This window comes from Snodgrassella sp. ESL0323 (assembly GCF_013346865.1).
GTDB lineage: Bacteria > Pseudomonadota > Gammaproteobacteria > Burkholderiales > Neisseriaceae > Snodgrassella > Snodgrassella alvi.
The window spans coordinates 86,264-110,781 of record NZ_JAAEDT010000011.1; the positions used below are offsets into that span (position 1 = coordinate 86,264).

General features: G+C 40.5%; 24 protein-coding genes and 1 tRNA gene. 10 read left to right on the forward strand and 15 right to left on the reverse strand.

Translation table 11 applies throughout. From position 1 onward, the window contains the following. Positions 1-172 precede the first annotated feature (172 nt). The 6 genes from ribF to fetB all read left to right on the forward strand — a co-directional run bounded on the left by ribF (position 173) and on the right by fetB (position 7,063). A complete protein-coding gene (ribF, locus tag GY065_RS02535) occupies positions 173-1,102 on the forward strand; it encodes a bifunctional riboflavin kinase/FAD synthetase (protein WP_174832973.1) in 930 nt (309 codons plus the stop codon). 90 nt (positions 1,103-1,192) lie between these two features. Beyond that, positions 1,193-3,979 (forward strand): isoleucine--tRNA ligase, encoded by a 2,787-nt coding sequence (gene ileS / locus GY065_RS02540; RefSeq protein WP_174832974.1) that lies wholly within the window; start codon positions 1,193-1,195, stop codon positions 3,977-3,979. Between the two features lie 104 nt (positions 3,980-4,083). Next, entirely contained in the window at positions 4,084-4,569 is a 486-nt protein-coding gene (gene lspA, locus GY065_RS02545) for a signal peptidase II (RefSeq protein ID WP_037475735.1), read from the forward strand. A gap of 43 nt (positions 4,570-4,612) precedes the next feature. Then, on the forward strand, positions 4,613-5,554 hold the full coding sequence (gene ispH / locus GY065_RS02550) for a 4-hydroxy-3-methylbut-2-enyl diphosphate reductase (protein WP_037475651.1): 942 nt from the start codon (positions 4,613-4,615) through the stop codon (positions 5,552-5,554). Continuing rightward, positions 5,551-6,267: an ATP-binding cassette domain-containing protein gene (locus tag GY065_RS02555; RefSeq protein WP_084584973.1), complete on the forward strand. Its 717-nt coding sequence runs from the start codon at positions 5,551-5,553 to the stop codon at positions 6,265-6,267. Before ispH ends, GY065_RS02555 begins: the two co-directional genes overlap by 4 nt. Continuing rightward, on the forward strand, positions 6,185-7,063 hold the full coding sequence (gene fetB / locus GY065_RS02560; RefSeq protein WP_198185686.1) for an iron export ABC transporter permease subunit FetB: 879 nt from the start codon (positions 6,185-6,187) through the stop codon (positions 7,061-7,063). Before GY065_RS02555 ends, fetB begins: the two co-directional genes overlap by 83 nt. 132 nt (positions 7,064-7,195) lie before the next feature. Here the strand turns inward: fetB and iscX are convergent, their stop codons facing one another. The 12 genes from iscX to serB all read right to left on the reverse strand — a co-directional run bounded on the left by iscX (position 7,196) and on the right by serB (position 16,481). Then, a complete protein-coding gene (gene iscX / locus GY065_RS02565; RefSeq protein WP_084547429.1) occupies positions 7,196-7,390 on the reverse strand; it encodes a Fe-S cluster assembly protein IscX in 195 nt (64 codons plus the stop codon). 80 nt (positions 7,391-7,470) lie between these two features. Then, the gene (fdx, locus tag GY065_RS02570; protein ID WP_025330169.1) at positions 7,471-7,812 is read right to left on the reverse strand and encodes an ISC system 2Fe-2S type ferredoxin; all 342 of its coding nucleotides are present in this window, start codon (positions 7,810-7,812) and stop codon (positions 7,471-7,473) included. Positions 7,813-7,884: 72 nt separating this feature from the next. Beyond that, positions 7,885-8,511: a glutathione S-transferase family protein gene (locus tag GY065_RS02575; RefSeq protein WP_174832975.1), complete on the reverse strand. Its 627-nt coding sequence runs from the start codon at positions 8,509-8,511 to the stop codon at positions 7,885-7,887. A gap of 53 nt (positions 8,512-8,564) precedes the next feature. Next, positions 8,565-10,433: a Fe-S protein assembly chaperone HscA gene (gene hscA, locus GY065_RS02580; protein WP_174832976.1), complete on the reverse strand. Its 1,869-nt coding sequence runs from the start codon at positions 10,431-10,433 to the stop codon at positions 8,565-8,567. A gap of 90 nt (positions 10,434-10,523) precedes the next feature. Next, the gene (gene hscB, locus GY065_RS02585) at positions 10,524-11,027 is read right to left on the reverse strand and encodes a Fe-S protein assembly co-chaperone HscB (RefSeq protein ID WP_084547432.1); all 504 of its coding nucleotides are present in this window, start codon (positions 11,025-11,027) and stop codon (positions 10,524-10,526) included. Between the two features lie 143 nt (positions 11,028-11,170). Beyond that, the gene (gene iscA, locus GY065_RS02590; RefSeq protein ID WP_174832977.1) at positions 11,171-11,491 is read right to left on the reverse strand and encodes an iron-sulfur cluster assembly protein IscA; all 321 of its coding nucleotides are present in this window, start codon (positions 11,489-11,491) and stop codon (positions 11,171-11,173) included. Positions 11,492-11,524: 33 nt separating this feature from the next. Continuing rightward, positions 11,525-11,803 carry a hypothetical protein gene (locus GY065_RS02595; RefSeq protein WP_174832978.1) on the reverse strand — a complete coding sequence of 93 codons (279 nt, stop codon included), beginning with the start codon at positions 11,801-11,803 and terminating at the stop codon, positions 11,525-11,527. A gap of 1 nt (position 11,804) precedes the next feature. Then, the gene (gene iscU, locus GY065_RS02600; protein ID WP_025330175.1) at positions 11,805-12,188 is read right to left on the reverse strand and encodes a Fe-S cluster assembly scaffold IscU; all 384 of its coding nucleotides are present in this window, start codon (positions 12,186-12,188) and stop codon (positions 11,805-11,807) included. 133 nt (positions 12,189-12,321) lie between these two features. Further along, entirely contained in the window at positions 12,322-13,536 is a 1,215-nt protein-coding gene (locus GY065_RS02605) for an IscS subfamily cysteine desulfurase (protein ID WP_025330176.1), read from the reverse strand. Positions 13,537-13,576: 40 nt separating this feature from the next. After that, positions 13,577-14,047, reverse strand: coding sequence for a Fe-S cluster assembly transcription factor (locus tag GY065_RS02610; RefSeq protein ID WP_025330177.1), 471 nt, complete (start codon positions 14,045-14,047; stop codon positions 13,577-13,579). 540 nt (positions 14,048-14,587) lie between these two features. After that, positions 14,588-15,529: a prolyl aminopeptidase gene (gene pip / locus GY065_RS02615; RefSeq protein WP_174832979.1), complete on the reverse strand. Its 942-nt coding sequence runs from the start codon at positions 15,527-15,529 to the stop codon at positions 14,588-14,590. Between the two features lie 109 nt (positions 15,530-15,638). Beyond that, entirely contained in the window at positions 15,639-16,481 is an 843-nt protein-coding gene (serB, locus tag GY065_RS02620; protein WP_174832980.1) for a phosphoserine phosphatase SerB, read from the reverse strand. 304 nt (positions 16,482-16,785) lie between these two features. Between serB and GY065_RS02625 the strand changes: the two genes are divergently transcribed. The 3 genes from GY065_RS02625 (at position 16,786) to GY065_RS02635 (ending at position 22,156) form a co-directional block, all read left to right on the forward strand. After that, positions 16,786-18,837 carry an OPT family oligopeptide transporter gene (locus GY065_RS02625; RefSeq protein ID WP_174832981.1) on the forward strand — a complete coding sequence of 684 codons (2,052 nt, stop codon included), beginning with the start codon at positions 16,786-16,788 and terminating at the stop codon, positions 18,835-18,837. A 126-nt stretch (positions 18,838-18,963) separates the two neighbouring features. Beyond that, positions 18,964-21,078 carry a hypothetical protein gene (locus GY065_RS02630; RefSeq protein ID WP_174832982.1) on the forward strand — a complete coding sequence of 705 codons (2,115 nt, stop codon included), beginning with the start codon at positions 18,964-18,966 and terminating at the stop codon, positions 21,076-21,078. A gap of 4 nt (positions 21,079-21,082) precedes the next feature. Beyond that, positions 21,083-22,156 (forward strand): glycosyltransferase, encoded by a 1,074-nt coding sequence (locus GY065_RS02635; protein WP_174832983.1) that lies wholly within the window; start codon positions 21,083-21,085, stop codon positions 22,154-22,156. An 88-nt stretch (positions 22,157-22,244) separates the two neighbouring features. Here the strand turns inward: GY065_RS02635 and GY065_RS02640 are convergent. Then, positions 22,245-22,320: transfer RNA gene (locus tag GY065_RS02640), tRNA-Glu, on the reverse strand. 359 nt (positions 22,321-22,679) lie between these two features. On the opposite strand from GY065_RS02640, the gene GY065_RS02645 reads away from it, so the two are divergent. Further along, positions 22,680-22,958, forward strand: a complete 279-nt coding sequence (locus tag GY065_RS02645; RefSeq protein ID WP_037475634.1) for a hypothetical protein — start codon at positions 22,680-22,682, stop codon at positions 22,956-22,958. Positions 22,959-23,844: 886 nt separating this feature from the next. Here GY065_RS02645 and GY065_RS02650 read toward each other — a convergent pair. Then, positions 23,845-24,072 carry a YccJ family protein gene (locus GY065_RS02650; RefSeq protein ID WP_174832984.1) on the reverse strand — a complete coding sequence of 76 codons (228 nt, stop codon included), beginning with the start codon at positions 24,070-24,072 and terminating at the stop codon, positions 23,845-23,847. A gap of 164 nt (positions 24,073-24,236) precedes the next feature. Then, positions 24,237-24,470, reverse strand: coding sequence for a hypothetical protein (locus GY065_RS02655; protein ID WP_174832985.1), 234 nt, complete (start codon positions 24,468-24,470; stop codon positions 24,237-24,239). Positions 24,471-24,518 lie beyond the last annotated feature (48 nt).

Here is a 24,518-nt window from a genome sequence, read left to right on the forward strand (position 1 = left end):
GGCTATTTTAGCAAGAAATGGGGGGATAACTGTATTAAAATTTGTTTGTTCTTGAGAATAAAGTGGATTTGATGGTTGAAACGGCTGGAAAATCCTGAGCAATTGAGCTGGCTAAGGCTGGCTGAAATGTTTACAATGATACGTTTTATTATTTGATTTATTCAAGAATTGTATGCGAGTTTGGTTGGGGAGCGGGCAGCAGCCGGATTGGCCGGATGGTACTGCGGTGACTATCGGTAATTTTGACGGGGTTCATTGCGGGCACCGGCATATTTTGATGCGTTTGCGTCAGGAAGCCGGACAGCGCGGGCTTAGTTCGGTGGTGATGATGTTCGAGCCGCAACCACAGGAATTTTTTGCGCAGCAAGCAGGGAAAACTTTGCCGTTTCGTCTGACTCCGCTGCGCGATAAGCTGGATCTGCTTGCTGCAAGCGGCTGTGTTGATGCGGTTTATGTTGTGCGGTTTAATCAGCAGTTTGCAGCTATGCAACCGATGGATTTTATCAGTCAGATGCTGGTTAAGCATTTGCACACGCGCTATTTGCTGGTAGGTGATGATTTTCGCTTTGGTACACGGCGCAGCGGTGATTTTACTTTATTGCAGTCGCAGAATGAGTTTGTTACTGAGCACACGCCTTCAATTGTGGTTGAAGATGTGCGCGCATCCAGTACTGCGGTGCGGATGGCACTGGCTTCGGGTAATCTGGCTTATGCACAGTTGTTGCTGGGGCACGAGTATACGCTGAGTGGTCGTGTGAAGCATGGGGCCAAACTGGGGCGTGAACTGGGTTGTCCTACTGCTAATGTGCATTTACCGGCTTTGCACTATGCTCTGAACGGGGTATTTGTGGTCGATGTATCCGGAGCTTTCGGGCGTAAGCGCGGGGTAGCCAGTTTTGGTAAAAACCCGACTGTGTCTTCGGGCAGTTTACAAAAGCTTGAAGTGCATATTTTTGATTGTGAAGATGATTTATATGGGCAGCGTTTACAGGTGCATTTTTTGCATAAACTGCGCGATGAGCTGAAGTTTGAGTCTCTGGCTGTGTTACAGACGCAGATTTTTGCTGATATGGAAGCTGCCCGAATATGGCAGGCTGCCTGAATAGCAGGATTATGTTCGGGTGGCCGTAAAATTTATTGAACTGAATTTATTCTGAATATTAAAAGTTAAATATATTTTAAAGAGAAAGTCATGACTGACTATAGTAAAACAGTAAATTTATTGGATACGCCGTTTCCAATGCGCGGTAATCTGGCCAAGCGTGAAGGCGGCTGGCTGAAATCTTGGTATGAACAGAAGCGTTATCAGAAACTGCGTAAACTGGCAGCGGGAAGACCTAAGTTTATTCTGCATGATGGTCCTCCATATGCAAATGGTGATATTCATATCGGCCATGCTGTAAATAAGGTATTGAAGGATATTATTATCCGGAGTAAGACGCTGGCTGGTTTTGATGCACCATATGTTCCGGGCTGGGACTGTCACGGTTTGCCGATTGAGCTGATGGTGGAGAAAAAGCACGGCAAGAATATTCCGGCTGCAAAATTCCGCGAGTTATGCCGGGAATATGCACGGGAACAGATTGACCGGCAGAAAAAAGATTTTATGCGTCTGGGTGTACTGGGTGACTGGGAACATCCATATCTGACTATGGACTATCAAACCGAGGCAGATATTGTGCGTACGCTGGGACGAATTCAGCAGGGCGGGTATTTGTATCGTGGTGAGAAGCCGGTACAGTTCTGTCTGGATTGCGGCTCTTCGCTGGCAGAAGCAGAGGTAGAGTATAAGGATAAGGTTTCTTATGCGATTGATGTGGCTTATCAGTTTAAAGATAATGCTGCAGTGGCGAAAGCTTTCGGATTGAATGAGCTGCTGGGTGAGGTATATGGTGTTATCTGGACAACAACTCCGTGGACTTTGCCGGCCAGTCAGGCAATTTGTGTCGGGCCAGAAGTGGTTTATCAGTTGATTGATACGCCTAAAGGTAAGCTGGTGCTGGCTAAAGAGCTGGCTGAGGCGGCTTTAGCCCGGTTTGGTTTTGGTGCGGATGATACGGCGGTACTGGCTGAAACAGCTGGCCGGCAACTGGAAAATCTGCATTTAAATCATCCGTTTCTGGATAGAGATATTCTGGTATTACTGGGTGACCATGTTACTACCGAGGCTGGTACTGGTATGGTACATACTGCTCCGGCACATGGTCTGGATGATTATTTTGCCTGTCTGCGCTATGGAATTAAGTTGTATAACCCAGTAAATGGCGAAGGGCGCTATATCAGTGATGTGCCACGGTTAGCCGGTATGACAGTCTGGGAAGGTAACCCGGTGGTAATCGACTGGGTTGCGGAAGAAGGTAAGTTACTCTCTAATGGCAAAATTACCCATAGTTATGCACATTGCTGGCGCCATAAAACACCATTGATTTACCGGGCAACCGGTCAGTGGTTTATCGGTATGGATAAGGAAGGTACCGATGGTAAAACATTGCGCAATAAGGCTATGAATGCTGTTGATGTTACTGAATTTTTCCCTGCATGGGGACGTGCGCGTCTGGAGGCAATGATTGAAGGGCGTCCGGACTGGGTGGTTTCCCGCCAGCGTTACTGGGGTACTCCGATGGCGTTTTTTGCGCATAAGGAAACTGGTCAGTTGCATCCGCGTTCGGCTGAGTTACTGGAAGAGGTAGCTAAGCGGATTGAGCAGCACGGAATTGAAGCCTGGTTTGCATTGGATAAGCATGAGCTGTTAGGGGCTGATGCAGATGAATATGAAAAGCTGCCGGATACGCTGGATGTCTGGTTTGATTCGGGCAGTACGCATTATGCAGTATTGCGTCAGCGCCCTGAACTGGCATGGCCGGCTGATTTGTATCTGGAAGGTTCGGATCAGCATCGCGGCTGGTTTCAGTCTTCATTGCTGACAGCTTGTGCAACGGTTGGCAGTGCTCCTTATAAACAGTTGCTGACACATGGTTTTGTGGTGGACGGTAATGGACAGAAGATGTCCAAATCTGTTGGGAATGTGGTTGCACCACAAAAGGTCAATGACAGTCTGGGTGCTGATATTCTGCGCCTGTGGGTGGCTTCTACCGATTACTCCGGTGAACTAGCCATTTCTGATGAAATTCTGAAACGGGTTTCTGAAAGCTACCGTCGTTTGCGCAATACGCTGCGCTTTTTGCTGGCCAATCTGAGTGATTTTAATCCGGAAACGGATGCAGTAGCGATTTCAGATATGCTTGAGCTGGACCGCTATGCTCTGGTATTGGCTCAGCAGTTACAGGAGCGCGTAGCTAATGATCACTTTACCCGTTATGCATTCCATTTTGCGGTACAGGATATTGTGCATTTCTGTTCGGAGGATATGGGTGCTTTCTATCTGGATATTCTGAAAGACCGTCTGTATACAATGCAGGCAGGCAGCCATGGTCGTCGGAGTGCACAAACTGCGCTTTATCATATTACGCGTAATCTGGTATTGCTGCTGAGTCCGATTCTGTGCTTTACGGCTGAAGAAGCCTGGGCTGTTTTAACAGGTAATGATGAGGATAGTGTGCTGTATCATACTGTACATGTGTTCCCGTCTATGGCCGAGGCGGAGTTAGCCGGTCTGGCGCAGAAGTGGCAGGCAATCCGTGCTGTAAGAGATACAGTTAATGCGGCGATTGAGCCTTTGCGTGCTGATAAGAATGTTGGTTCGTCATTACAGGCCGATGTGGCTATTCGTGTGCCTGCAGAAATTCTGCCTTTTGTTACAGCAATTGGTGATGAGTTACGCTTCGTGCTGATGGTTGCCAAGGTTACTGTTGAGCAGGGTGATGAGCTATCGGCTACGGTCACTGTTGATCAGGGTACTAAGTGTGAACGTTGCTGGCATTATACAAATGATGTGGGTTCTGACCCGAAACACCCGACAATCTGCGGTCGTTGTGCACTTAATATCGATGGTGCCGGTGAACAGCGGTTATATGCTTGATGCGGGTTAATGATTTTAATATTGCCGGTTATTTTGGCATGATTTGAATGATTCAGGCGTAATTGGTTTGGCCGGTTACGCCTGTTTGGTTTTTAGGGAAGGTTATGCTGAGTAAAAAATTGTTTTTATATGGTGCAATTATTATTGCGGGGCTGATAGCTGATCAGTTAACGAAATATCTGGTTTTATGCCATATTCAATATCTAGAAAGAATTACGGTAATACCGGGTTTTTTTGATCTCACACTGACATATAACCCCGGCGCGGCGTTCAGTTTTCTTGCAGATGCCGGAGGCTGGCAAAAATTCTTTTTTATGGGACTGGCTCTGGTGATTTGTGTTTATCTGTTGCGTGCAATTATCCGTGATGAATTCGCAAAGCTGGGTAAAGTTGCTGCAGCCATGATTATAGGAGGGGCCGCAGGTAATGTAACAGACCGGCTGGTGCACGGGCATGTGGTTGATTTTCTATTGTTCTACTACCATAATTGGTTTTATCCGGCATTTAATGTTGCTGATAGCCTGATTTGTGTCGGTGCGGTGTTGCTGGTGCTGGAAAGTATTTTCCATCAGAAGAAAAAGGCGGTCTGATTGATTCGTCTGTGATGAATTCAGCCAGGTAACGGGATGTTTAATGAGTGACAAAAAGATTTTACTGGCCAATCCGCGTGGATTCTGTGCCGGTGTAGACCGTGCTATCAGTATTGTAGAGCGGGCACTGGAAGAGTATGGTGCTCCGATTTATGTACGGCATGAAGTAGTACACAATAAGTTTGTGGTTGATAATTTGCGCAATAAGGGTGCGGTATTTATTGAAAATCTGGATGATGTGCCTCCTGATGCGACGCTGATTTATTCTGCTCATGGTGTATCTCAGGCTGTACAGCAGGAAGCAGTTGCACGCGGCTTTCGTATTTTTGATGCTACGTGTCCTCTGGTAACTAAGGTTCACCGACAGGTATCACGGCTGGATGAACAGGGTTATCAGATTATTATGATTGGTCATAAAGGCCATCCTGAAGTTGAAGGAACGATGGGGCAATTGCCGCCGGGTGTGATGTTGCTGGTGGAAACAGTTGCTGATGTGGCAAGTTTACAGGTCCGCAATGAAGAAAAGCTGGCGCATGTGAGCCAGACAACGCTTTCGGTTGATGAAACCAGCGGTATTATTGCCGCTTTAAAACAGCGTTTTCCTCACATTAAAAGTCCGCATAAAGAGGATATTTGTTATGCAACCACCAATCGTCAGGATGCAGTGAAAAAACTGGCTGCTACCTGTGATGTGGTGATTGTGGTGGGATCTCCTAATAGTTCGAACAGTAATCGTTTGCGTGAAGTGGCAGCATTACTGGGTGTTGATGCCTATATGGTTGACAATGCCGGCTGTCTGCAAACACAGTGGTTTAGTGGTAAGCATCAGGTTGGTATTACAGCCGGTGCTTCAGCACCTGAGGTACTGGTGAATGATGTTGTACAAACTATTGTTTCCTGGGGATACCCGACAGTTACCGAAGGTGCTGGTGTGGAGGAAAATATTATGTTTGTTCTACCGAAAGAACTGCGTGGCTCATCATGAATACGCCGATTTTATCCGGTGAGGGTGTGTGTCAGCGTGCCCATGATGATGGCAGGATGTTATTACAGGATATCGATTTTCAGCTCTGGGCTGGAGCACGTGTGGCAATCAGCGGTGCATCCGGGGCAGGAAAATCGGTTTTTTTACGTACGATTTCTCTGCTGGATTTACCAGCTTCGGGCACGCTGTATTGTCATAATCAGCCGGTTCGTCTGAATGCACATTGTATTGCACAGCATCGCAGCCAGATCGCTTATGTACGGCAGCAGGCGGTGCTGATTCCGGGTACGGTGCGTGATAATCTGTTTTTACCTTTTACTTTGCATCATTATCAGCATAAAAAATTTCAGCCGGATAATGTACAGCGGGTGTTAGAGAGTCTGGGTAAAGATGGTAATTTTCTGGAACGGGATGCAACGGATTTATCCGGAGGAGAGGCACAGCTGGTGTGTCTGTTGCGTATATTGCAATTAAATCCGCCGGTTTTGCTGCTGGATGAGCCAACGGCTTCTCTGGATGAAGATTCGGCACAGGCCGTACAAAAGCTGGTCGGTCAATGGCAGGAAGATAATCCTCAGGCTGCCTATATTTGGATTTCACATAGTGAGCAGCAGATTAATCAGGTAGGTGATGAAATCTGGTATCTGGATGCCGGACGGATTACTCACACCAGAAAATCATCACGGGCGGGAGGCAATAATGCAGGGAACTAATTATATTAGTGTTGCAGAACTGGCTCTGGCTTCATTGCTGATTCTGGTGAGTGCCGGTGTTTCATTATGGCTGAAGCTTGGATTGACAAAACGTATTTTGATTTCAGCAGTTCGGGCTATTGTGCAGCTGTCCGTTGTGGGTTTGTTATTAAAATGGATATTTGCCTCTAATCAATGGTACTGGGTACTGTTGATAATTGTTGTTATGACTGTGATTGCCGGTTTTTCTGCGCGTTCACGGGGCAGTTATGTATATCGTGGTCTGACCCGTGATGCTTTATCATCTGTATGGCTGGCTTCGTGGTTAAGTGCTGCTGTGGGATTATATGCGGTACTGCATATCCGCCCATGGTATTCACCGCAGTATGTGATTCCCCTTCTGGGGATGGTATTGGGTAATTGTCTGACAGCTGTAGCATTGTGTCTGGACCGTTTAACACAGGATTTACGTCAGCAGCAGGCTCGTGTAGAAGTGATGCTGTCTATGGGCGCTACAGGCTGGGAGGCTTATCGGGATACTGCGCGTTCAGCGGTAGTAGCAGGGATGTTGCCAACAATTAATCAGTTGAGTGTAGTGGGGTTGGTAAGCTTGCCGGGTATGATTACCGGGCAGATTCTGGCCGGTGCCTCTCCTGATCAGGCAATCAGGTTTCAACTATTCACTATGTTTCTGATTTGTGCCGGTTCTGCCGGTGGTTGCTTATTATGTGCGGTTTTTGTTTACCGGCATGTATTTAATCGTTGCTGGCAATTTTGCAGCTGGCGCTTGCGACGCAGAAAAACTGATAAGATTTAGTGATTTAATTTATATATTAAACAAACCGGTTGCCTATAGAAGTTGGCAACCGGTTTGTTTCAGTTATATGTCGGACATCATCTGTAACATCATTATTTGTACGGATATTCTGATAAGTTTAGATGACTAAATTCAGGCAATTTCATCAATCCATGCCTGCTGAACAGCTTCGAGTATGCGCTCGCCGCAGTGCTCCGGATTGTCATCAAATTCTGGCAAAGCCAGTATCAGATCACGCAGTTGGGTAAAGCGGATACTGGCAGGGTTGATGTCTTCGTAGCGGTCGGCCAGCTCTTCGGCGATTCGGTGTATATCAGTCCATTTCATGGTTTAAGCCTGCACTTAATTAGATAATTAAAAAATATTATTAAATCAATCGGTTTAGAGAGTATTCTTATCAAGTAAGGTTAATGCTCTTCACGTGCATGATTGATGGTATATTTGGGAATTTCGATGGTAACGTCACTATCAGCCAGACGTGCCTGACAGCTCAGGCGTGAATCGGCTTCCAGACCCCATGCCTGATCAAGTAAATCTTCTTCCTGTTCAGTCGGTTCAGGCAGGCTATCATATCCTTTGCGGATAAGAACGTGACAGGTTGTGCAGGCGCAGGATTTTTCGCAGGCGTGTTCAATTTCAATATCATGCTCAAGTAATGCATCACAAATACTGGTTCCTGTAGGAATGTCACTTAAAACTTTACCTTCAGGACAGAGTTGAGGATGGGGCAGTACAGTAATTTTGGGCATGGTAATTCCGTGTTTCTAAATAAAGCAGGCGTGTCCGGTTTTAAAATAAAACCATTCACGCCGAAAATGTTATTAAATTATACCTTGTACTTTCAGTACGGTGGATACACCGGTATCAGCACTTACGCGCTGATAGAATTTACTCAGATTATGATATGCGCTCAGATCAATGTTACATCTTTTTGTCCAATGTGCTTCTATGAAAATGTAAACATCTGCAATAGTGATATTATCGCCAGTCAGGTAATTCTGCTGAGCAAGAATATTATCAACAAAGGAAAATAAATTTTTCAGAGCAGCGCTAGCATAGGCCTTCAGATTCTCCTGTGCTTTTTCATCATCTACCATGCGTGCTGCATAGAAATAAGGTTTAAAGCTCATGTGTAAATCAGAATTGGCAAAGGCCAGCCATTGGCGGGCAAGGGCGCGTGCTTTGGGATCATGTTGTGCTGTAACGCCATAGATACCTTTATCCGGTGCAAGATCATTGATGTAATCAATGATTGCCACATTCTGACGCAGTGCCCAGTTGCCGTCAGTCAGTAATGGTACTTGCCCCTGAGGGTTCAGTGCCAGATATTCCGGCGATTTGATTGTGTCGCGGCCTACCTCTTCAGCGGTATATTCAAGTCCGCTCCATTCTAGAGCCACATGCGGTACAAATGCACAGGTATTTGGTATGTAATATAGCTTTAACATGATGTTATCTCCATTGTATCGGCGGACAATTCAATTTGTCTGCATTTGAAATATCAGATTTCTTTGACGTTTTTACCTTGCAAAGCTCGTTGGATATTGCGGTTCATGCGTTTGGCAGCAAATTCATCAGTTGCGTGATTCAATGCATGAATAGCATCACGAATATCCTGAGCATCTCCTTGCTGGATTTGTTGTCGGGTGTGCTCCAGTGCAGTTTGAATAGCCTGTTGTTCATCATTGTTAAGTAAGTCAGCATCCATAGACAGTGCATTGGTGACCGCCGTAATGATGCTTTCTGCTTCTACTGTGGCTTCTGTACGGGCACGTTGTCTGGCATCGGTTTGTGCATGAGTAAAACTGTCTTTCAGCATTTGGGTAATAACGGTATCGTCAAGTCCGTACGAAGGTTTTACTTCAATATGAGCCTGTACTCCTGTAGTTTGTTCGCGGGCAGAAACAGAAAGCAGACCATCGGCATCAACCTGAAATGTTACCCGTATGCGTGCTGCTCCGGCGGCCATCGGCGGGATACCGCGGAGTGTGAATTGTGCCAGACTGCGGCAGTCTGCGACTAATTCACGCTCACCCTGTACAACATGAATCATCATGGCTGTTTGCCCGTCTTTAAAGGTTGTAAAATCCTGAGCGCGTGCTGTAGGTAGGGTACTGTTGCGCGGGATAACCTTTTCAACCAGTCCGCCATAAGTTTCCAGCCCGAGTGATAACGGAGTTACATCCAGTAACAGCCATTCATCATCATTTTTATTGCCTGCCAGTACATTGGCCTGCATCGCAGCTCCCAATGCTACAACCTCATCCGGATTAAGGTTATTCAGCGGAGTCTGACCAAAGAAAGTGGCTACAGCCTGCTGTACATGCAGCATGCGCGTAGCTCCGCCTACCATAATTACCCCTTTTACCTCACTTTTGCTGATGCCGGCATCGCGCATTGCCTGTTTAACCGGCTCCAGTGTTTTGGCTACCAGAGGCTGAGTTAGCTGATGAAAGGTGTCACGGCTGATATCAGTGAGGATTTTTTGTCCGTTAGAAAGAGTGGCGGCAATAGTGGTTGAAGTTTCACTTGTCAGAGCTTCTTTGGCTGCACGTGAAAGTGATTGTAATAATGCGCTATCCTGTGCATTTAACTGTGATAATTTATTCTGTTCCAGCAACCAGCAAAACAAACGCTGGTCGAAATCGTCACCACCCAGAGCGCTGTTACCGTTTGTTGCTTTTACTTCAAACAGACCGCGGCTTAAGGTTAGAACTGAAACATCAAATGTTCCACCGCCAAGATCATAAACGATAAATGTTCCTTCAGCGGCATTGTCCAGACCATAAGCAATTGCAGCCGCGGTGGGTTCATTCAGTAAGCGTAAAACATGCAGACCGGCCAGACGGGCAGCATCTTTAGTTGCCTGGCGCTGTGCATCGTCAAAATAGGCCGGTACAGTAATCACTGCGCCGGCAAGTTCACCACCGAGTGTGTTTTCTGCACGGGTTTTCAAAACACGGAGAATATCTGCAGAGACATCTATCGGGGTTTTATTTCCTGCACGAGTGTGAATGCTGATAATGCGTTCATCATTAGTAAAATGATAGGGCAGATAACGGGTTTCAGACTGATTTTTGATATCTTCAAGAGTACGGCCAATCAGACGTTTAGCTGAACTGATGGTGTTGGCCGGATCGATACGCTGTGCTTTTAATGCATCTGTGCCTACTTCCGGTAGACTATCCTGCTGGTAGCGGACAACAGAGGGCAGGGTAATCCTTCCCTGTTCGTCTGCAAGACATTCGGCATAACCACTGCGTACGGTTGCAACTAAGCTATTAGTTGTGCCTAAATCAATGCCTACAGCACGACGATGTTCATGCGGTACAGCGGAAAGGCCGGGTTCGGCAATTTGCAATAAAGCCATAATCTGAATTTAGTCCTGATTTCTTAAATATTACTTAATACTTCGATTTTTTTATCAAAGCATATCTCTGATACATTGATTCTGATGATGTCAGGGAAGTGCAGCTTGAATTTCACTTTGTAATCTGTGTAAAAAACGCCCCTGGCGTACCAGCTCTGCTGCTTTTTCCGGCTGATTCTGTATAAAGGCCGCATCCAGTTGCTGGTATAAGCCGGTTTGTTCGAGCTCAATAGTTGCTGCAAGTTCTTTAAGTGTTGTCCAATCAGCTTCTGCACGGGCGTCTTCGAGTGTTTCACGCCATTGCATCTGCTGCATTAAAAACTCAGCCGGAAAGTGCGTATGCTCTGGTGCATCCGCATCTATTCCCTGTTGTTTCAATAAATATGCAGCCCGGTCAAGCGGATTACTCAGAATACGATAAGCTTCGTTAACGGTAGCAGCCATCATCATGGCCTGCTTTTGTTCAAAAGCACTTCTGGCAGCAAATTTATCCGGATGGCACTGTGCTGCCAGCAGGCGATAATTCTGCTCCAGTTGCTTATCATCAATATTGAACTGTTCAGGTAATTGAAAAAGCGCAAAGTATTGGTTCATGTGGCTCACCTTTATGGTGAAAATTGGGTCAAAGCTAAAGATACCGGACATGAAAAACAGACTTTTCGCAAAATTTGGCTGTAATGCTGTATTTTGCTTATCAGCCAGCAGAATTGCGACATTCCGGCAATAGGGTTATTTATTTAAACATGAAAACTTTCACCACAACCGCATTCATCTTTGGCATTGGGGTTGGCAAATTTAAAACCTTCCTGTAATCCTTCTTTAACAAAATCCAGTTCAGTACCATCCAGATAAACATGGCTTTTAGGATCAACAAATATTTTGACACCATGTTGTTCAAACAATAGATCTTCCGGCTGGATGTTATCAACAAATTCAAGAGTATACGCCATACCCGAACAGCCACTGTTTTTAACTCCGAGACGAATGCCTTCGCCTTTACCACGTTTGTTCAGATAATTGCTAATATGCTTAGCGGCTTTTTCAGTCAGAGAAATCATATTCTCACCTGTTGGAAATTTGTCCTGAATTTACTATGCAGTACCTTCAGGGTTTTTACAATTATGATTAAAACGACGTTTGTAAGATGAAAGAAATGAGCGCTTAATGGCAATATTTTCTTCACAGTTAATACAAAAACGTGTACCAGGAAACTTAAGCTGATGTTCAGATGATATTGATTCACCGCATTCCAGACAAAATTGACTGGTACACATTCTGATATCGTTTAGGCGTACTGCATTAACCGATTGATTGTCATTATTTTCAGTAGTGGGTTCGTTGTTATTTGCGGTACTGCCAAAAATCATCATATTACTCGTTATGTTTTTTTCGATAATCAGCTACGGCAGCCTTAATAGCATCTTCTGCCAGAATAGAACAATGTATTTTTACTGGCGGTAATGCTAGTTCTTCAGCAATGGCACTGTTTTTAATAGCCAAAGCCTCATCCAGACTCTTACCTTTAACCCATTCTGTAATCAGACTTGAAGAAGCAATAGCAGAACCGCAGCCATAAGTTTTGAATTTGGCATCTTCAATAATACCGTTATCACTTACTTTGATTTGTAATTTCATTACATCGCCGCAGGCTGGTGCGCCTACCATACCGGTACCCACGCTCTGGTCACCCTTTTCAAAAGAGCCGACATTGCGCGGATTTTCATAATGATCAATGACTTTGTCACTGTAGGCCATAATAAGTTCCTTTTACAATTCTTCTAATGCCAGAATAACTACAATTGCTTTTATATTCGCAGCAAATAACCTGTTTTTGGTGTGCAGCCATGCGATATGGCAGGGCAGAATATATCGTTTCAGTCTGAGCTGATTAATGTGCTGCCCATTCGACACTACTCAAATCAATGCCTTCCTGATGCATTTCCCACAATGGAGACAATTCGCGTAATTTACCGATTTTGGATTTAATCAGTTCAGCAGCATAATCAATCTCGGCTTCGGTAGTAAAACGTCCGAATGTAATACGCAGAGAGCTGTGCGCCAGCTCATCATTGCGACCCAGTGCGCGCAGTACATAGCTTGGCTCCAGACTTGCGGAAGTACAGGCAGATCCGCTGGAAACAGCAATATCTTTAACAGCCATAATCAGACTCTCACCCTCAACAAAATTAAAGCTGATATTCAGATTCTGATATACGCGATGTTGTAAATCACCATTGATATATACTTCTTCAACACCTTTAATTGCATTTAGGAAACGGTCGCGCAGTGCTTTAGCATGAGCATTGTCTTTATCCATTTCCAGACGCGCCAGACGAAATGCCTCACCCATGCCGACAATCTGATGAGTAGCCAGTGTGCCGGAACGGAAACCGCGCTCATGCCCGCCGCCATGCATCTGTGCATTCAGGCGGACACGGGGTTTGCGGCGTACATACAAAGCACCAATTCCTTTAGGACCGTAGGTTTTGTGTGCAGACATACTCAGCAAACCAATCTGATTGGCTTTTACGTCAATATGAACTTTACCGGTAGCCTGAGCGGCATCGACGTGAAAAATAACTCCTTTTTCAGCACAAAGTGCGCCAATAGCTGCAATATCCTGAATTACACCGATTTCATTATTTACCCACATCACGCTGACTAAGGTTGTATCTGGACGGATAGCAGCTTCCAGCTCTGCCATATCAATTAAACCATTTTCCTGTACACCCAGATAGGTAACTTCGAAGCCTTCTCTTTCCAGCTCTCTCATGGTATCCAGAATAGCTTTATGTTCAGTTTTGACCGTAATCAGATGCTTACCTTTACTGGCATAAAACTGTGCCGCACCCTTCAATGCCAGATTGTCAGATTCAGTGGCTCCTGAAGTGAAGATAATTTCTTTAGAATCCGCACCAATCAAAGCAGCAATTTCATTGCGTGCATTTTCTACGGCTTCTTCTGCCTGCCAGCCAAAGCTATGGCTATTGGATGCCGGATTACCAAAAAATTCCGTCAGGTAAGGAATCATTTTTTCAGCCACACGCGGATCAACCGGTGTTGTAGCTGAATAATCAAGGTAGATAGGAAGTTTTACGGTCATTGTCGTGTTCTCTTTAAATATCTATGGCTGCGCCGGAGTATTAATGCAGATTAATTAAGGTAACTGGCTGCTCCGGGTTGCTTTTTTTTTCATTACTGTTGTTATGGTAAGTTCGCTGATTCAGAATGCATTGCAAAGTAATGCCGCGCAAATAGCTGTCTATGGTTTTATTCAGATTTGCCCATAAGTCATGAGTCAGACAGGGTGAACCGTCCTGACAATCAGCATGACCGCCGCAAACGGTAGCATCCAGAGTGTCTTCCGCTGCAGAGATAATATCTGCAATATTAATCTGAGCAGCATCATGACTCAGTACATAGCCGCCCCCCGGCCCGCGAATACTTTCTACCAGCCCGGCACGGCGTAATTTTCCGAACAGTTGCTCAAGATAAGACAGGGAAATGCGCTGGCGTTCACTTATTGCAGTCAGGTTTACTGCACCAGATTGCGCATGCATAGCTAAATCCAGCATGGCAATGACGGCAAAACGCCCTTTGGTGGTTAAACGCATGACAAAACCCGAAACAGATTGACAATGTATGAATTATCTAATACCCGACAATTTTAGTCAACTTTATTCATGGATAAATCAAGTAATTATGTCAGAATAAATTCCATCACAAATACATAAGATTCTAAAATTAATACTGGTTAAAACACTGGAAATACAGACTGTTTACAGCTGCCTGGCAGAAGAACCGAACGAATTGTTTTATTTTTTGCGGATGATATTTCCAGATTATTAATAACATTCATCAAATCAGAGCGTTTGTATCCCATAAGCACAGAATGATTAAGAAATTTGAAATTATTGGTTTTTCTGAGAACAGGCCGGAATCAAACTTACGGATAGTAAAGTGAAAAAAAGCAAGCCGTAAAAGTACTGAAGTTGTTAATAAAGCTGAGCTAATAGCTTAACTTAAAAGATATTGGTACTTTGTTTGAGAAGAAATTAAAATTCAAAATATTTATGCTGATTGAAAAATAATATTTCAGATAATAAAACAGGTCTGAATATATTCAGACCTGCAAGAAATGTCCGAAGTAAATGTTATAAACTGGCAAAAGCATCAGTGGCAGCCACCAGAGCAGCCTGATTTGCCGGTTCAAAGCCAGAGTGACCGGCTATAGTGACTACCAGTCTGGCATGCGGTAAAGCCTGCTGCAATTCCCATGCGCTTTCAATCGGTGTGCACATATCATAGCGCCCCTGAACAATTACAATCGGAATATCAGCCAGTATCTGAATATTTTCCAGTAAGGCAAATTCGCTTGCCAGCCAGCAGCGATGAACAAAATAATGATTTTCAATCCTTGCAATTGCCAAGGCACGCTGCGGATCATTATATTCGTCTATACCAGCCTGATTATGTTCTAAATGTACAATACTACTTTCCCATTGGGCCCATGCTTTAGCTGCATTGAGCTGAGTTGTTTCATCCGTATAAGGATGACATAACAACTCATGATAGGCATCTACTAAATTATGCCGTTTATCTTCAGCAATCGGTGCGAGATAATTCTCCCATGCTTCCGGAAAAATATGATTTGCGCCTTGCTGATAAATCCATGCAATTTCATGTGGTCGGCACAGGAAAATACCGCGCAGTATCAGCTCACTGACTCTTTGTGGATAAGTTTTAGCATAAGCAAGTGCCAGTGAGCTCCCCCATGAACCACCAAATACCTGCCAGCGTTCAATGTGCAGCATCCTGCGAACTTTTTCTAAATCTTCAACCAGATCCCATGTAGTATTGTCGTCAATACAAGCATAGGGCAGGGAACGACCGCATCCACGCTGGTCAATAATAATAATGCGATATTTTTCGGGATTGAAGAAACCGCGGCATGCAGGCGAGGCTCCGGCTCCTGGCCCGCCATGTAAAAAAATAACTGGTTTACCGGCCGGATTGCCGCTTTTTTCCCAGTAAATCTGATGAATTGCAGAAACCTGCAATAATCCGGACTGATATGGTTCAGTTATTGGATACATAAATGTGTTCCTGAAAGCATCTGCAAACTAACTAAATGATTATTATTAAATTATAATTCAATTTGTATCTGGTTTTATCACTGTTCTGCCGGTTGTCTGCGGTTATCAATCAGCAAAACCACTTACGCACGGCATCCAGACCGCCAAAGCGTACATTAATAGACGTTGCAGCCTGTGTTTTCGGTTTCGCGTGGTAGGCAACTCCAAAACCGGCTGCCTGTAGCATCGGAATATCATTAGCACCGTCACCCATTGCCAGTACCTGCATTGGGTTTAGTCCAAGTTTTTCTCTGAATTGAACCAGTAAATCAGCTTTAGCCTGAGCATCAATAATTCTGCCTGCCAGCTCTCCGTTCAGAACATTATCTTGTATCACCAGCTGATTAGCAAAAGTATAATCAAGTCCGTATTGTTGCTGCAGCCGTTGAGTAAAATAAGTAAATCCACCGGAAACCAGCATGAATTTAACTGCATGTTTCTGACACTGCTGCAACAACCATTCTGCACCCGGAGAAAGTTTCAGTACATGTTCATAAACCTGTTTTAATTCTTCAACCGGTAAACCCTTCAATAAAGCTACACGCGCCCGTAACGATTGCTCAAAATCAATCTCACCGCGCATTGAGCGTTCGGTGATGGCCGCAACCTGTGCCTGTAATCCCACTCCGGCAGCAATTTCATCCACACATTCAATGGTAATCAAAGTGGAATCCATATCACTAACAATTAATCCTAAGTCTGCAAAACTCTGATCAGGCAAAATAGCAAAATCAATTTTTTGCTCAATCAGCTGAGTCTGTGCTGATTCAGATAATTCAAAATCAACACTAACCGGCAGCCGCAGCACAGAATTATCAAATGTATATTCCGGATTTGACGGCATAATTGCGTTTAAATGGGATAAGTCGCACAGATGTAAATCCGTATGTTGTAAAACCAGAACAGGAAGCATAACAAATATACAGTCAGAAAAAAATTCAGTATAGACATCCATAATAGGCTTGACAACCAACAGTTAAAAAGAAAATTAGTGCTGAAATCAGAATCCGGAAATTGAGTAAAATTAATCTTATTTAAACTAAAAATAAAAATAAAAAACTTAATTTACATTAAATTCATTAAACATAAAAAAAAATTACAAATGAGTTTGTACAATGCAACTTTTTATCCAAAATTGCGGTCGTGAAAGGATAAATATCCAGAAAATTTAGTATTAATTACTATTATTCCGGACCGCATCTTTATGGAGTTATTACATGCAACACCCCTCAACCACCTCATCGGCGGTCGATCAGTATTGCGAACTTACTGTTCGCGGCATGATCTTAGGTGCTTTAATCACAGTAATATTTACTGCATCTAATGTATATCTGGGGCTGAAAGTTGGCCTGACATTCGCTTCATCCATACCTGCTGCCGTAATCTCTATGGCTGTACTCAAATGCTTTCATGGTTCAAATATTCTTGAAAACAATATGGTACAAACACAGGCATCGGCGGCCGGTACCTTGTCTTCAATTATCTTTGTTCTGCCCGGTTTATTAATGATTGGTTACTGGCAGGGTTTTCCATTCTGGCAGACAACCTTGATATGCGTTGCCGGCGGTATTCTTGGTGTTATTTTCACTATTCCTTTACGCCATGTACTGGTTGTTAATAGTGATTTACCTTATCCGGAAGGTTTAGCCGCTGCTGAAATACTCAAGGCTGGTGACCACAATCAACCACAGGAAAATGATGAAGATTCACCGCAAAGCGGAGTTAAACAGATTGTTACCGGTGGTATTTTATCCGGTATTTTCAGTTTTCTGGCTGGCGGCTTACGCGTAATCAGTGAAAGTGCCAGTTACTGGTTTAAAGTAGGCGGAGCCGTATTTCAGGTGCCCATGGGCTTTTCACTGGCTTTGTTAGGTGCCGGTTGGCTGGTAGGTATTACCGGTGGTATTGCTGTACTGCTAGGCATGTTTTTTTCATGGGGAATAGCCGTACCATATTTCACCAGCACCACTGCAATGCCTGAAAATGTTTCAATGATGGATTTTGCAATTAAACTTTGGGTAACCAAAGTCCGCTATATTGGCGCCGGAGCCATCGCTGTTGCTGCAATCTGGACATTAATTACCCTTTTCAAACCTATGCTTGAAGGCATGAAACTTTCTTTTCAGGCCTTTGGATCGGATTCACAAACCAGCAAGACACAGGAGCGGGTAAATCAGGATTTATCGCCTAAAACCATGATGCTGATTGTAGTGGCTACTCTGATCATTCTGGTTGCTACCTTTTACAGCTTTATTGCCACTGCGCCGATATCTTTCGGACTGGCCTGTGCTTTGGTTGCGTGTGCCACCATCATGGCCTTCATTATAGGTTTTCTTGTGGCTGCAGCTAGTGGCTATATGGCTGGTCTGATTGGTTCTTCTTCCAGCCCGATATCCAGTATCGGTATTGTTTCAATCATCATTATATCGCTGGTATTCATGGTGATTGGTCAGTCTAGCGGTATTTTCGCACAAGTTGGTGGTAATCAGTTTATGACAGCTTTAGCATTATTTACTGCTTCTGTGGTTATGGCTATTTCTACTATTTCTAATGATAATCTGCAGGATTTAAAAACCGGCCATCTGGTTCAGGCTACACCGTGGCGCCAGCAAGTAGCACTAATTATTGGCAGCATTGTTGGTGCGATAGTAATCTCACCAGTACTTGAACTGTTGTATAACGCTTATGGTTTTACCGGAGCCTTACCACGTGCCGGAATGGATGCTGCTCAGGCACTGTCAGCACCGCAGGCAACTCTGATGACCACTATTGCCAAAGGGATTTTTTCTCACAATCTGGAATGGGCATACATCAGAGCAGGCGTATTTTTGGGTGTATTCCTGATTGTGCTTGATGTGGTGGTTAAATATCTTCGTCCGGGTTGGAGTGTACCTCCGCTGGCAGTGGGTATGGGTATTTATCTGCCGGCTTCCGTCAATATGCCAATCTTTATCGGAACAGTATTATCCTATTTATGTTTGCGTTATATCAAAAAGCGCCATACTGATCCAGCTATTCAGGAGAAAGAGGTTAAAGCCACAGATCGTCGTGGTACATTACTGGCTGCTGGATTAATAGTCGGTGAAAGTATCGTAGGTGTAGTAATGGCTATGGTAATTGTTGGGTCTATAGCTCTGGGCGGCGGCGAATCCCCGCTGGCTTTGAATTTGCCTGATTATTGGAGTTTGAATAAAATTAATGAAATACTCGGATTATTTGTATTTATATTAGCAATAGTAATTATAATAAACCGAATTTTTAAAAAATAGTTAAATTACATAATTACCAAAAAACAGCACCAAATAAAAAACAGCACAATTAGTGCTGTTTTTTTTTGTATTTATTTTATTTTTTGTATATGATTTATCAGAATTAAATCTAAGTTATTGAAAAAAATGAAATATCAAGAATTGTTAATTACCGCTAAAAAGTATTATGAAAAACTTCAATTCAATGTTAATTATACATATATTGATAAATTATGTAATAAGGCAAAAAATTTTTCGATAGTTTCGTTCGATGTTTTCGATACTCTCTGGACTCGTTTATTTGAATGTCCGATTGATCTTTATGCTTTTATAGACAAAAGATTAGTTGAAGAAAATCAAAATTTAAATCAATTTGGAGTTAATCGGTATTGGGCCGAAACAAGAGCGAGGGAAATAGCTTGGTATCTCTATCAGCGAGAAGAAATAACATATGATGAAATTTATAATCAATTACATTTATTTTATCCTCACCAGCGTAAAGCTGTGGAAACTGCAAAAAAGCTGGAACTGGAAGCAGAATTTGAAAGTATTGTTGTAAATACAGAGCAAATATTCCTTATTGAAAAGCTTAAACAATTAGGAAAAAAAATTATTTTTGTCTCTGATACATATTTATCTAAAAGATTTATGGAGAAAATTTTATCAAATTTAAATCTTGATGTTTATGATAAATTATATGTTTCTTCAGATATTATGAAAGTTAAATATACAGGACATTTATGGAGTAAAGTAAAGAAAGATAATCCAGAAGAATCAATATTGCATATTGGCGACAATTTAAATGCTGATATTTATATGTCAAAAAAATATGGAATTTCTTCTTTTCATTATACTCGTTTATTAGGTCAAAGTCGGATTGGTGCTGAATTAAAACCTGATTTAGTTCCATTTTCATTAATGAATAAAATACAGCAGTTAGAAAATACCCAGTTAGCCCAAAAAGACCAGGAATCTAAATTTTGGTTTGAATTCGGAGAAATACTAGGCGGGATAACATTGCAAAGTTTTATTGACTGGTTAAAAAAAGAAGTTATTAAAGATAAAATTGAGCATATTTATTTTCTGGCACGTGATGCACAAATTATTTTCAGAGCGTGGAAATTACTTGATGGTGATTCAATTTGTGGAACAACTTCCAGTTACTTACACATTTCCCGAACAAGTATTCGTTTCCCATGTTGTCATATTGACATCGAAAATACAGGTGAATTATCAGAGGATTCATTGTATTCACTTGTTGAAGATACTGTTCTTCAGGGAGAAACATGGCAAGAATATTTTAACAGGCTAAATATTAGTGAAAACTTTATTCTGAAACATACTAACTTTATAGAAAAATTTGGTTCTTTAAAGAATAAATTTGATTATAAATATTCTAGTGATTTCAAGAAATTTATACAAGAAGAGTTAATTGCAATATTGGCTCCGATCTTTGCTAGAGAATATGAAGAAGCATATGGATATTTTCAACAGGAAGGTGTTTTTGATAATGAAAAAAGATTTGCTATTGCTGATATCGGGTGGGGAGGAACAAATCAGTTACTTTTAACAAAATTTCGTGAATTTCTTGGAATAAGAAAAAAGATCAAAGGGTATTATTATGGTTTATTAAATCAAAATGCCCCGGGACGGTTATATTATTCAGGTCCAATGAAGTCTGCTTTTTTCAATATGTTTTGGAAACCTTATGAACCGTCTTTGATGCAAAATTTTATGTATATACTCGAAAATCTGCATTCTGCAGATCATACGACAACCTCACATTATCATTATAATAAGCAAACAGATGAGTATGAACCAGTTTTTATAAAAGACAAATATAATCAATATATTAATCAATATAATCAGACTTATAAGTTATATCAGGAAGGCGCAATACAAACACTAGAAAAATGGAAAAATAATGAATTAGTATATGGTATTGATAAAAATGATATTAACACTGAAGTTGCGATATCTGCTCTCTATCAGATATGTATCTCACCTAATAATCGGGAAAGAAAATTTCTCGGTCAAATCGAACATGCGATTATTTATGATCATTCGATAAATTTACCTTTAATTCAGAAAAAATTACCGAACAATATAGAAGATATTGCTCCAATGCTTTACTTATGGCCTTGCGGAGTAATGTCGTATTGGCATGCTAAAAAAAACAAAATTGATCCGGAACTTTATAAAGCTGCAATAGCAAATTTTAATAAATTTCCTCCTGTAATTTTAAATTATCTGATTGGTTAAATAAATGGCTTTAGATGATAAATTATTTCCGATAAATGAAACTCAGACTAAAATTACTGATAATATTAAAAAAGATGGTTCTGTTGCAATTATAATGAGAACACAAAACAGACCGATATTATTAGTGAGAGCAATAGAAAGCGTTATACAGCAAACATATACTAACTGGCATTTATATATCATAAATGATGGTGGTATTGCCAAAGAAGTCAATGATCTGATTGAACTTTATAAAATTGACATTAATAATCGGCTAACACTGATTCATAATCCTCATTCTCTCGGTATGGAAGCCGCTTCAAACTGCGGATTTAGTCTGGCTACTGAAGAATTTATGGTTGTACATGATGATGATGATTCATGGGACCCTGGTTTTTTGCTAGAGACAGTGAAATTTTTGCAAGAAAACCCATCAGCTGTAGCAGTTATCACTAATTGTTTAGTTGTAAATGAGGAAATAAGAAAAAATACTGTTAAGCAAATAAGTGTGACTGATTGGTCTGAATGGAAAGATTTAATAGATATTACTAGCTTAATTTGTAATAACGTGGCTCCACCGATATGTATATTAATCAGAATGAATGTAGCTAAGCAAATAGGTAAATTTAATGAAGAATTACCTGTATTAGGAGACTGGGACTATCTTTTAAGACTTTTCCGAGCTGGTGAAATCAAAACTTTAAATAAAAAACTTGCTTATTATCACCATCGCCCTAATAAACAATCTAGTTATGGAAATTCAGTAATTTCTGGTTTGGATAATCACATAAAATATAGGTTAGAGTACAGAAATGCTTTAGCACGTAAAGCACTTCTTTCGGATCAAGGTAACTATGGAATATTGCATTTATTGCTTTCTGATAGTAATAGTAAAAATAAAGAACAAATTAATCTGATGACAGAACAAAATAAGTTATTAAATCTGCGAATTGATGTGCTCCAAAGTTATATTGTTTCAATGAATAATGTTATTTATGAAATACAAAATAATGTTACCTATTTGAAGAGAAAGGCATTTCCAATCAAAAGGTTTGTAGCAAGAATTAGAAATTTGATCCGCAAATTTAAGAATAAATAATCATCTTTGCTTTATTTAATTAGCTTATTAGTAGTTAAAGTAGGTAAGTATAATATGGAATAATAAAAATTTATCTAATTCTCAATTGTGGCACGCCTACAGGGATTCGAACCCCGGTTGCTACCGTGAAAGGGTAGTGTCCTCGGCCTCTAGACGATAGGCGCATTAGATGAGCATACTTAATATATATCAATTTATGTGATCAAATATATATTTACTGAAATGATCTCTTATTTGAAAGATAATTCTAACAGGTTTAATCAATATTATAAACAACTGGCTATTACATTCTAATGTTCCATTATTCTGGTTACATTTATTTTTATCCTATGATAGGATGGCTAAATGAACAGATAGAATTTAATAAATTTTATGTCAAAGAGATTGAAAATATGGGTTTGGCAACCATATTGATTAACGATTACTGGCTAATCAATAGTAGTATGATGATAAAATCTGATTGAGTAAAGAGGGAGCCATATATAAAATATGCGATTTTAGATAACTTGTCTGCTATTTGGAAATGTATGCAGGTCAAATTTTTGCTTTAAATGAGGAAGAAATAAAAATGAAAACTGGTTTAAATTTTATTGTATTAACAATGGTATTATCTTTTTCAGTTAGTAATGTATTTGCATATAAACCATCTCAGTTTGATAAATTGAGTCTGAAGCAGAATTGCCAAAGAGAGCTGGAGTCTCCGTTCAAAGATATGGCTGGTACTCCTAGTTGTGATAAGCTGAGAAAAATTGAAATTGATGAAAATCAGCCTACTCGACGAGTAATTCTTGAAAATGAATAATAATATTTAAAATTTTTATCACTAAAATTTTTAATGTTAATCTAGCAGAATTAAATCTGTTAAATTACTTAATTGACATAATATCTGCCTTAAAAGCTGCATCATAATGTTTATTATGATGCAGCTTAATTATTAACTATATAGTTCATTTAGTATATGATTATTTCTGTCAAAACTGTATTATCCCGCTGTGAGTAATGTTATGCTGTTAGTATTATATCTATAGTATTTATAATAATTATTATACTTACGATATTTAGACTAATGGTAAGTAAATTATGGTGTTTTTATAGTTTGATCAATTACAATTTTATTCATTTTCAGTGATAATTAGCTATATTCAATTGCTCAATTTATATTATTTCATTATATTATAAAGAATAAATATGCATAATTTAAAAATTAACTAATAAATAATAAGAAAATTTTATAATAATCTTAAATCTATTTAGTAAAACATAATTTAATATAAATAAGATAGTTTAATAAAAGAAGATAAATCCCTAATTTAGTTTCAATATAAATTAGCAATAAGCTGATTAGGTTGTGCTGTTTAGCAGATATTTAACAAATTAAGACAAGAAAATTGTCTCTTAGCAAGTGTATTAGCAGGATAGGCTAGGTTGGAAAACACAAAATTTAAAGAATTCACTCTAGATTTTTTTGATTGTCTACAAAAACATAATATATATTGTGATTTCATTCCATGGAGAAAGTAAATTAATTGCTTTTTTTCTAATTGATATTATTAGCCTTAATAGAACTGCTTTATATGAACAGCTATGTCTGACTGAACATACTTATTACATTTATTCGACAATACACATTGATATAAATTTGTGTATTTCAATTGGCAAAAGATAATAATATGACCTATAGTATTTAACTAAACATTTTTTCTTTCGATAGTTTGCTCACCCCAAAAGAGCTTATCAGCTTTTGTTTTAGCGAAGGCCTTTTTTAAAACTTCATCGCTTCCTTCTTCCCAAATCTGTTCGGCTAATTTTTCATCATTGTTTGCTAATTCAAAAATAGCCTCGGCAATCTCAATAGAAGTTTCACGAACATTTGCCCAAGACCGAATATTATATATTTCTTTTTGGTTAGTATTCATATTAATTTTCCTTAAAAAGTTTAATATGATTATAGAACAATATACTGATAATTTATTTTAAGTAATTGTACTATAATCATATTTTAATTTTACAATAATATATTGCAATCCATTACAGAAATAAATTTTTAAAAAATTTCACTGCAAGATTTATATATATATCATTAATTTATACTAGTAATATCGACGATTGGGTATCCATTTGCATCAGTTTTGTTAGAACATTCTACTTTATAAGTTTTGCCTGCTTTAAAATTACCTTTTAAAGAGAAATATAAATCTTGAGCCCGGCAAAACACAGTAATAGAATCTCTTGGACCAACCAATTCAGCTTTTGTTTTTAGCTTTCCATCCCAGTCAACTAAGCCTGTAATTTGTGTTCCTTGCCATATAAGCATAGTTTTAGGATTACGGCCATTTGTAATAAAGATAACTTTATTTGAATT